Source organism: Micromonospora sp. M51 (assembly GCF_018070305.1).
Classification (GTDB): Bacteria; Actinomycetota; Actinomycetes; order Mycobacteriales; family Micromonosporaceae; genus Micromonospora; species Micromonospora parva.
The window spans coordinates 1-7,549 of record NZ_JAGPXZ010000254.1 but is presented as its reverse complement, the minus strand read 5'-3'; the positions used below and the strand labels follow the sequence as shown (position 1 = coordinate 7,549).

At 70.6% G+C, this 7,549-nt stretch carries 6 protein-coding genes and 2 pseudogenes; 2 read left to right on the top strand and 6 right to left on the bottom strand.

Features of this window, described 5'->3' with window-relative positions; translation table 11 throughout:
• Positions 1–250 (top strand): annotated as a pseudogene (locus KBX53_RS15585) (serine/threonine protein kinase); the annotation flags it as partial.
• A 14-nt stretch (positions 251–264) separates the two neighbouring features.
• Here the strand turns inward: KBX53_RS15585 and KBX53_RS15580 are convergent.
• The 3 genes from KBX53_RS15580 to KBX53_RS15570 form a co-directional block, all read right to left on the bottom strand.
• On the bottom strand, positions 265–810 hold the full coding sequence (locus KBX53_RS15580) for a hypothetical protein (protein WP_210860019.1): 546 nt from the start codon (positions 808–810) through the stop codon (positions 265–267).
• Positions 807–1,346, bottom strand: a complete 540-nt coding sequence (locus KBX53_RS15575; protein WP_030336913.1) for an RNA polymerase sigma factor — start codon at positions 1,344–1,346, stop codon at positions 807–809. Before KBX53_RS15575 ends, KBX53_RS15580 begins: the two co-directional genes overlap by 4 nt.
• 116 nt (positions 1,347–1,462) lie before the next feature.
• Complete coding sequence (locus KBX53_RS15570; RefSeq protein ID WP_210860017.1) at positions 1,463–2,083, bottom strand: L-threonylcarbamoyladenylate synthase; 621 nt, start codon at positions 2,081–2,083, stop codon at positions 1,463–1,465.
• Between the two features lie 145 nt (positions 2,084–2,228).
• Here KBX53_RS15570 and KBX53_RS15565 point away from each other — a divergent pair.
• A pseudogene (locus tag KBX53_RS15565) lies at positions 2,229–4,695 on the top strand (PHP domain-containing protein).
• Positions 4,696–4,750: 55 nt separating this feature from the next.
• Here the strand turns inward: KBX53_RS15565 and abc-f are convergent.
• The 3 genes from abc-f to KBX53_RS15550 form a co-directional block, all read right to left on the bottom strand.
• Complete coding sequence (gene abc-f / locus KBX53_RS15560) at positions 4,751–6,388, bottom strand: ribosomal protection-like ABC-F family protein (protein WP_210860015.1); 1,638 nt, start codon at positions 6,386–6,388, stop codon at positions 4,751–4,753.
• Positions 6,389–6,677: 289 nt separating this feature from the next.
• Positions 6,678–7,082 carry a type II toxin-antitoxin system VapC family toxin gene (locus KBX53_RS15555; protein ID WP_210860012.1) on the bottom strand — a complete coding sequence of 135 codons (405 nt, stop codon included), beginning with the start codon at positions 7,080–7,082 and terminating at the stop codon, positions 6,678–6,680.
• Positions 7,079–7,279: a hypothetical protein gene (locus KBX53_RS15550; RefSeq protein WP_210860021.1), complete on the bottom strand. Its 201-nt coding sequence runs from the start codon at positions 7,277–7,279 to the stop codon at positions 7,079–7,081. The genes KBX53_RS15555 and KBX53_RS15550 overlap by 4 nt, the downstream gene beginning before the upstream one ends.
• Positions 7,280–7,549: the final 270 nt, after the last annotated feature.

The following is a 7,549-nucleotide window of genomic DNA, read 5'->3' as shown; positions in this document are numbered from 1 at the left end:
CACGCCGGCCGGGTTCCTGGCCGAGCGGACGCACGGCGACTGCACGCCGGCACCGGCCCGGACCACCCGGCAGGCGGGCATCGAGTGGATCGTGGTGGCGTACCGCTGCGACCGGGACCGGCCGCAGATCATCGAGTCGGCCGCCCTGCACCCCGGCCGGGCCGCCCTGGTGTACGTGCAGCTCACCCCGCCAGCGCAGAGCGGACCCACCTTCGTGGACACCCTGCTCGCCGGGGTACGCCTGCGGTAGGTGCCGAACGCGTCCTAGCGGACCACCACTGTGACGGTGTGCTCCCGGTCGTGTTTGGGGATCGTCACGGCGACGGTGCCGGGGCGGACGAAGCGGATGTCCACCACGCCCGCCTCGTACTGCTGGGAGACCAACTCCGGGCGGTCCACGGTGTCGAGGCCCGGCCCGATGCCCTGGATCCGCAGCACCGCGCCGGTGGCGAAGCAGAGCGACTTCAGCAGCTCGATCTCGGTCTCGGCGAGCGGCAGGTCGTAGCGGACCGCGCCCAGACAGGCCGGCGTCGCGTTGGTCGGCGGGGGAGTCGTTCGGGGCGTACCAGTGGTCCTGCTGGGGGTTGGCGGTGCGGCGGCCGGGCGCGTGCTGGTCGGCGGCGGTCGCGACGGCGACCCGGTGGGCGCGGGGACCGCCGTGCTCGCCGGGATCGGGGAGGGGGTCGGCGTCGAGCGGGTCGGGGCGGGCGGTTGGACGGGCAGCGGCGAGACGGCGTCGGTGCCGCAGGCGGCGACCCCCACCGTGGCCGTGAGGACCACGACGAGCCGGCGCAGCGATCGCGGGTTCATTCGGCGTCGAGTCGTTGGCGGACCTGCCGCCGGGCCAGGTGCAGCCGGGACTTCACGGTGCCCACCGGCACGTCGAGCAGGGCGGCGATCTCCGGGTAGCTCAGCCCCAGGACGTCGCGCAGGGCGACCACCTCGGCGAGGTCGGGGTGGACCGCGTCGAAGGCGTCGAGCAGGTCGAGGCGGGTGCCCGCGATCACGCTGGTCCGCCGGGGGTCGGCCTGGTCGGGCAGCGGCACGCCGCCGGCCTCCAGTCGGCAGCGGCGGCGCAGCGTGCGGTACGTGGAGCGGGCCCGGTTGGCGGTCAGCCGGTGCAGCCAGGTGCGGAACGAGGAGCGCCCCTCGAACCGGGTGATGCTGCCGGCCAGCGCCAGCAGGGCGTCCTGGCAGGCTTCCTCGGCGTCCTCCCGGTTGGGCAGGAACCGGGCGCACAGCCGCAGCACCTCCGGGCGCACCGCGACCAGCAGGGCGTTCAGCGCGGCCGGGTCGCCGTGCGCGGCGGACCGGGCCAGCGCGTCGATGTCGTCCGCGTCGGGCATGCCGGGTGTCCAATGCTCGCCGGTGCCGATCCCCGGAGCGTACGACCGCCGCCGCCGTAGTGGCCCCGTACCGTCCGGCACCCGACGCGAACCGGCACCCGACGCGAACCGGCGCCCTACTCGAAGCGGGACACGTCCCCGGCGCCCCGGCGCAGAATCTCCGGCTCGGGCCCGGACAGGTCGATCACCGTCGTCGGCTCCATGCCGCAGTCGCCGGCGTCGAGCACCGCGTCGAGCTGGTGGTCGAGCCGTTCCTTGATCTCCCAGCCCTGCGTCATCGGCTCCTCGTCGCCGGGCAGGACCAGCGTGCTGGACACCAGCGGCTCGGCCAGCTCGGCCAGCAGCGCCTGGGTGACGGTGTGCCTTGGCACCCGCACGCCGACGGTTCGCTTCTTCGGGTGCAGCATCCGGCGGGGCACCTCGCGGGTGGCCGGCAGGATGAACGTGTAGCTGCCCGGGGTGGACGCCTTCACCAGCCGGAAGACCGAGTTGCTGATCTGCACGAACTGGCCGAGCTGCGCGAAGTCGTGGCAGACCAGGGTGAAGTGGTGCCGGTCGTCGAGGTGCCGGATCTGCCGGATGCGGTCGAGTCCGTCCTGGTTGCCCAGCTGGATGCCGAGCGCGTAGCAGGAGTCGGTCGGGTAGGCCACCAGCCCACCGCCGCGGATCAGGTCGGCGACCTGGCCGATGACCCGGGGCTGCGGGTTCTCCGGGTGCACGTCGTAGTACCTCGCCATCCTGGAGAGCCTAGGCCCATCCGGGGACGATCAGGAGACGAGGGCCACCCTCGGCGCGGACGGTGGAGCCGCCGAGATCACCTCGGTAGGGTAGGTCCCGGTCGGCTCCGACCAACAAGATCCACACCGCCGGGGGGCGCCACGCATGGCTGATTCGTTCGCGCATCTGCACGTGCACACCGAGTACTCGATGCTCGACGGAGCGGCCCGACTGAAGGACCTGTTCGCCGAGGCCAAGCGGCTGGGCATGCCCGCTGTGGCGATCACCGACCACGGCAACATGCACGGCGCGAACGACTTCTACAACCAGGCGATGGCCGCCGGGATCACCCCGATCCTGGGCGTCGAGGCGTACGTGGCGCCGGAGTCGCGCTACCACAAGGCGCGGGTCAAGTGGGGTCGCCCGGAGCAGAAGAGCGACGACATCTCCGGTAACGGCGCGATCACCCACAAGACGATGTGGGCGAAGAACGCGCAGGGCCTGAAGAACCTCTTCACCCTCAACTCGCGCGCCTCCATGGAGGGGCACTACGTCAAGTGGCCCCGGATGGACATGGAGCTGATCGCCGAGCACGCCGAGGGGATCATGGCCACCACCGGCTGCCCGTCCGGCGCGGTGCAGACCCGGCTGCGGCTGGGTCAGTTCGACGAGGCGCTCAAGGTCGCCGCCAGCTACCAGGACATCTTCGGCAAGGAGAACTACTTCCTGGAGATCATGGATCACGGCCTCTCCATCGAGAGCCGGGTCCGCGAGGGGCTCACCGAGATCGCCCGCAAGCTGGACATCCCGCCGGTGGTCACCAACGACTCGCACTACACCCACGAGGCCCAGGCCACCGCCCACGACGTGCTGCTCTGCGTGCAGACCGGCAGCAACATCGACGACCCCAACCGGTTCCGGTTCGAGGGCGGCGGCTACTTCATCAAGAGTGCCGACCAGATGCGCGCCGTGGACTCGTCCGAGCTGTGGCAGGAGGGCTGCCGCAACACCCTGCTGGTCGCCGAGAAGGTCGACCCGAAGGGCATGTTCGAGTTCCACAACCTGATGCCGCGCTTCCCGGTGCCCGAGGGTGAGACCGAGGAGTCCTGGTTCCGCAAGGAGACCTTCGCCGGCCTGGGCCGCCGCTACCCGAACGGCATCCCGGAGGGGCACGTCGTCCAGGCGGAGTACGAGCTGGGCGTCATCAACCAGATGGGCTTCCCGTCCTACTTCCTCGTGGTCGCCGACTTCATCCAGTGGGCGAAGAACCAGGGCATCGCGGTGGGTCCGGGCCATGGGTAAGAAGAAGAAGGAGATCCTCGACAAGGAGTTCATCCCGTTCCGGGACGGCTGCCGCGAACGCGGCTACTCCGACGAGGCGATCCAGGCCGTCTGGGACGTCCTGGTGCCGTTCGCCGGGTACGCGTTCAACAAGGCGCACTCCGCCGCGTACGGGCTGGTCTCCTACTGGACCGCGTACCTGAAGGCGCACTACCCGGCCGAGTACATGGCCGGGCTGCTGACCAGCGTCGGCGACGACAAGGACAAGATGGCGCTCTATCTGGCCGAGTGTCGCCGGATGCGCATCCAGGTGCTGCCACCGGACGTGAACACCTCGGCCGGGCCGTTCACGCCGGTCGGCAAGGACATCCGCTTCGGTCTGGCCGCGGTGCGCAACGTCGGCGCGAACGTGGTCGCCTCGATCATGCGCTGCCGGGAGGAGAAGGGCGACTACACCGACTTCTACGACTTCCTGTCCAAGGTGGACGCGGTGGTCTGCAACAAGAAGACCATCGAATCGCTGATCAAGGCGGGCGCGTTCGACTCGATGGACCACCCCCGCAAGGGCCTGCTCGCGGTGCACGCCGACGCGATCGACGCGTACGCCGACGTCAAGCGCAAGGAGGCCGTCGGCCAGTACGACCTGTTCGGCGCCGGCTTCGGTGACGCCGACACCGGCAGCACCACGGTGATGCCGACCATCGGCGACAGCGAGTGGGACAAGCGCGACAAGCTGGCCTTCGAACGGGAGATGCTCGGCCTGTACGTCTCCGACCACCCGCTGTTCGGCCTGGAGCACATCCTCAACGCGGCGGCCGACACCACCATCGCCTCGCTGGCCGAGGAGGGCGCGGTGCCCGACGGGGCGGTCGTCACCCTCGCCGGCATTCTCTCCGGGGTGCAGCGCCGGGTCACCAAGCAGGGCCGGGCCTGGGCGTCGGCCACCCTGGAGGACCTGGCCGGCGGGGTGGAGACGCTGTTCTTCCCCAACACCTACGAGGTGATCGGGCAGTACATCGCCGAGGACGCCATCGTGGTGGTCAAGGGTCGGGTGGACCGCCGCGACGACACCCCACGGATCATGGCGATGGACATGTCCATGCCGGACGTCAGCACCAGCGCCACCAACAAGCCGGTCACCCTCACCATCCCGGTGCACCGGTGCACACCACCGCTGGTGGAGCGGCTCAAGGAAACCCTGGTGCTGCACCCGGGTGACACCGAGGTGCACGTCAAGCTGCAGAACGGCGGGCGTACCACCACCCTGCGGCTGGGGCCGTTCCGGGTGGCGCCGACGACCGCCCTGATGGGTGACCTGAAGAGCGTCCTCGGCCCGGCCAACGTGAGCTGACCGGGCCTCGGCCCGGCCGGGCGTTCGTCCGACCGGGCCGGGGACACCGTCGGGCTCAGCCCCGGTCGGGGGCGCTGATCTCCCGCAGTTGGCCGTCGGCCAGCCGCAACCAGCGCTGCACGCCGATCTCCGCGAGGAACCGTTCGTCGTGGCTGACCACCACGAACGCCCCCTGGTACGCGGCGAGCGCGCTCTCCAACTGACCGACGCTGACCAGGTCCAGGTTGTTCGTCGGCTCGTCGAGCAGCAGCAGTTGCGGTGCCGGTTCGGCGCAGAGCACACAGGCGAGGGTGGCGCGTAGCCGCTCGCCACCGGAGAGCACCCCGACGGGCAGGTTGACCCGGGCGCCCCGGAACAGGAACCGGGCGAGCAGGTTCATCCGCCTGGCGTCCGGCAGGCTCGGCGCGTACGCGGCGAAGTTCTCCGCCACCGTACGGTCGAGGTCCAGCAGGTCCAGCCGCTGCGACAGGTACGCGATCCGCCCCTCGGCCCGCCGGATCTCGCCGCCGGCCGGCTCCAGGTCGCCGGTGACCAGGCGCAGCAGGGTGGACTTGCCGACACCGTTCGCCCCGGTGAGCGCGATCCGTTCCGGCCCCCGGATCACCAGGTCCGCGCCGTCGCCGCCGAACAGCTCCCGGTCGTCGAAGCGGGCCCGCATCCCCGTTCCGGTGAAGACGGTCCGTCCGGCCGGGACGGTGGTGTCCGGCAGGTCCACGACGATCCGGTCCTCGTCGCGTACCGCCCGCCCCGCCTCGTCGAGTCGGGCCTTGGCCTGCCCGAGCCGGCCGGCGTGCGTCTCCTGCGCCCTGCCCGCCGACTCCTGCGCGCTGCGCTTGAGACCGCCGGCCACGATCCGGGCCAGACCGGCGTTCTTCAGGTTCTTGGTGGCGTTGCTGGCCCGCCGGTCGGCGCGCTCCCGGGCCTGCTGCATCTCCCGCTTCTCCCGCTTGACCTCCTGCTCGGCGTTGCGCAGGTTGCTCTCGGCGACCTCCCGCGCCGCCTGCACCGCCTCGGTGTACGCGGTGAAGTTGCCCCCGTACCAGCGGATCTCGCCCCGGTCCAGCTCGGCGATGCGGTCCATCCGGTCCAGCAGTTCCCGGTCGTGGCTGACCAGCAGCAGACACCCGGACCAGCCGGTGAGCACGTTGTAGAGCTTGTGCCGGGCGTCCAGGTCCAGGTTGTTCGTCGGCTCGTCGAGCAGCAGCACGCTCGGGCGGCGCAGCAGTTGCGCCGCCAGGCCGAGGGAGACCACCTGACCGCCGCTGAGGGTGTGCAGCCGCCGGTCGAGCGACAGCTCACCCAGGCCGAGCCGGTCCAACTCCGAGCGGGTGCGCTCCTCGATGTCCCAGTCGTCGCCGATGGTGGCGAAGTGTTCCTCGCTCGCGTCGCCGGCCTCGATGGCGTGCAACGCCGCGACCCGCTCGGCCACGCCCAGCACCTGCGCCACGCTCAGGTCACCGGCCAGGGGCAGCGTCTGCGGGAGGTAGCCGAGCAGGCCGTCGACGGTGACGCTGCCACCGCTGGGCCGCAGCTCCCCGGCGATCAGCCGCAGCAGGGTGCTCTTGCCGGCGCCGTTGGGCGCGACCAGGCCGGTGCGACCGCCCGGCACCGTGAAGGACAGGTCCGAGAAGACCGGGGTGTCGTCCGGCCACGAGAAGGACAGATTCGAGCAGACGATGAAGGCATCAGACATGGCGAGTGACCTCAGAGGGTGGGCTGGGCGTGCGTAAGCCGCCCGACGACGAACGGGAACGGTGGAACGACGTCATGGCCACCGCGGCTGCGCCTTACGCGCGCCGAACCGATGGCCGAACACATCCGGTCTCACCCGGAGATGTCGTCGTCACCCGCCATGTCTGGTCTCCCTGGTCGTACCACTGACCCAACGCCGCCGAGTCTAACAACGGATCTCCGCCCCGCCACCGGGTTACCAGCCAGGTGCCGCTTCGCGGTATCGGACAGCCACTTCGGCGCAGCCGGCGCTAGGAAACGTCGAAGAGGCGTAGCCCGTCGTACTCGGCGAAGTCGGCGAAATCTTTGCCGTTGAAAGTCGCCAGTGGCAGCCGGTCGACCAGGCAGCAAGCCGCGATCCAGGAGTCGTTGGTCGGTCGGGGGAGCCCTCGGTGCTGAGCCCGTGCTTGGAGGTGACCCCAGGTGACCGCCACCGCCTCGTCGAAGGGAAGCAGCACGATTCCCGAACGCCACTGCGCGAGATCAGCCAGCTTGCGCGGACCCCAGCTGCGCAGGGCCGTCCACTTGGTCAGCTCGCCGAGCGCCACGAAGGTGATGCAGAGGGTCTTACCGGCCAGGCGGGCACGGAGACGTTCAGGTAGTCGCCCGCGGAGGATTGCTGACGCGACGTCGGTGTCCAGAACGACGAGGCTCATGCGGCGCCGGCCCGCCGAGAGGCGTACAGGTCGGTGAGGAACTCGTCCAGTTCCTCGTCCGACTCGAAGAGACCCGGACGGGCCAGGTCGTCCACGGAGGCGACCGGCTGGACGCCCTGACGACGGGCCAACTCCTCGGCCGGCACGTGGTCAGTCGTCGGCCATTCGGGCATCTGTTGGGCATTGCTCGACGTCACGGCTCGCTCCTGCATATCGGGTCGGCCCAATTCTTCCACCTCCGACATCGATGGGCGGCATCTCGCGTTGATGTCGGAGAGTCAAGCTGTACCGCGCTCAGCGGGGTCGGTATTCGACCTCGGGGCGGCCGGGGGTGCCGTAGCGGGGGGTGCGCGCGGCCCGGTCGACGGTCACCAGGTACTCCAGATAGCGGCGGGCGGTCACCCGGGAGATGCCGGTCAGCGCCTCGGTCGCGGACAGCCCGGCCGCCGCTATCTGGAGTACCTGGT